The sequence below is a fragment of the uncultured Ralstonia sp. genome (assembly GCA_913056305.1).
GTDB lineage: Bacteria > Pseudomonadota > Gammaproteobacteria > Burkholderiales > Burkholderiaceae > Ralstonia.
Map to the genome: position 1 here is coordinate 1 of CAJXMR010000399.1, position 2,216 is coordinate 2,216.

Here is a 2,216-nt window from a genome sequence, read left to right on the forward strand (position 1 = left end):
TGGGCGTGTACGAGAACCTCGACCCCGAGCTGCGCGACCGCGTGGAAGACGTGGTGCTCAACCGCCGCCCCGATGCCACCGACCGCCTGCTGGAGATCGCCGACCGCTTCAAGGGCGGCGGCGCCAAGCGCGAAGAAAACCTCGCCTGGCGCCAGGAGCCGGTGGAAAAGCGCCTTGCCCACGCGCTCGTGCACGGCATCAACGACTACGTGGTCGAAGACACCGAAGAAGTCCGCGCGAAGATCTTTGCTGCGGGCGGCCGCCCGATCCAGGTGATCGAGGGCCCGCTGATGGACGGCATGAACATCGTGGGCGACCTCTTTGGTGCCGGCAAGATGTTCCTGCCCCAGGTGGTGAAATCCGCCCGCGTGATGAAGCAGGCGGTGGCCCACCTGATCCCGTTCATCGAAGAAGAGAAGCGCCAGATCGCAGCCGCCGGCGGCGACGTGCGCTCGCGCGGCAAGATCGTCATCGCCACGGTCAAGGGCGACGTGCACGACATCGGCAAGAACATCGTCACGGTCGTGCTCCAGTGCAACAACTTCGAAGTCGTGAACATGGGCGTGATGGTCCCGTGCAACGACATCCTGGCCAAGGCGAAGGTCGAGGGCGCGGACATCATCGGCCTGTCGGGCCTGATCACGCCGTCGCTCGAAGAGATGGCCTACGTGGCCTCCGAGATGCAGCGCGATGACTACTTCCGCGTGAAGAAGATCCCGCTGCTGATTGGCGGTGCGACCACCAGCCGCGTGCACACCGCCGTGAAGATCGCGCCGAATTACGAAGGCCCGGTGGTCTACGTGCCGGACGCCTCGCGCTCGGTGAGCGTGGCCTCCAGCCTGCTGTCGGACGAAGGCGCCGCGCGCTACGTCGAAGAGCTGCATGCGGACTACGACCGCATCCGCACCCAGCACGCCAACAAGAAGGCCCAACCGATGGTGTCGCTGGCCGCCGCGCGCGCCAACAAGACCAAGATCGACTGGAGCAACTACACGCCGCCCAAGCCCAAGTTCATCGGCCGCCGCGTGTTCCGCAACTACGACCTGAACGAACTCGCGCAATACATCGACTGGGGCCCGTTCTTCCAGACGTGGGACCTGGCCGGCAAATTCCCCGACATCCTCAACGACGAGATCGTGGGCGAATCGGCGCGCCGCGTGTTCTCCGACGGCAAGACCATGCTCGCGCGCCTGATCGCCGGGCGCTGGCTCACGGCCAACGGCGTGATCGCGCTGCTGCCGGCCAACACCGTCAACGACGACGACATCGAGATCTATACGGACGAGTCCCGCTCGGAAGTCGCGCTCACCTGGCGCAACATCCGCCAGCAGAGCGAGCGCCCGATCATCGACGGCGTGATGCGCCCGAACCGCTGCCTGGCGGATTTCGTCGCGCCCAAGGACACCGGCATTGCCGACTACATCGGCCTGTTTGCCGTCACGGGCGGCATCGGGGTCGACAAGCGCGAAGCCGCCTTCGAGGCCGATCACGACGACTACAGCGCGATCATGCTCAAGGCCCTGGCCGACCGCTTTGCCGAAGGCTTTGCCGAATGCCTGCACGCCCGCGTGCGCCGTGATCTGTGGGGCTACGCGGCCGCCGAGACGCTCGACAACGACGCGCTGATCCGCGAGGAATACCGCGGCATTCGCCCCGCGCCCGGCTACCCGGCCTGCCCGGAGCACACCGTCAAGCGCGATATGTTCCGCGTGCTCGACGCGCAGGAGATCGGCATGCACCTGACCGAAGCGCTGGCGATGACGCCGGCCGCGTCGGTCTCGGGCTTCTACCTCTCGCACCCGGACAGCACCTACTTCACACTCGGCAAGATCGGCCAGGACCAGGTGGACGACATGGCCGCGCGCAGTGGCGAAGAGCGTCGCAATGTGGAGCGCGCGCTCGCGCCCAACCTGTGAATCTGTGACAAGACGTGTAAGACATGGCGTTTGAAGCGCCCTGTCTTACGTCTGCAAACCCTTGCGGGCATTGGCTGCGGCGGCATTTCAAGAGGTACGCGGCTGACATTACAAAGGCTTACACCCCCTAACAGTCGTAACGAAAGGGGCTCCCTACACTGAAGCCTCACTCAAACACACAGAGTGAAGCCGCGACGAATTCTTCGCGTGGCCGTTCAGAACGAAAGGAGTCTCCTCCATGAACAAGCTGCTGATCTCCCTGTCCGCCATCGCCATCGCTGCTGCTTCGGCTTACGCCAA

General features: G+C 64.8%; 1 protein-coding gene. It reads left to right on the forward strand.

Features of this window, described 5'->3' with window-relative positions; all coding sequences use genetic code 11:
* On the forward strand, window positions 1-1,916 hold a 1,916-nt coding region (locus QZ609_RS26550), incomplete at its 5' end, for a vitamin B12 dependent-methionine synthase activation domain-containing protein (RefSeq protein ID WP_295501528.1).
* Window positions 1,917-2,216 lie beyond the last annotated feature (300 nt).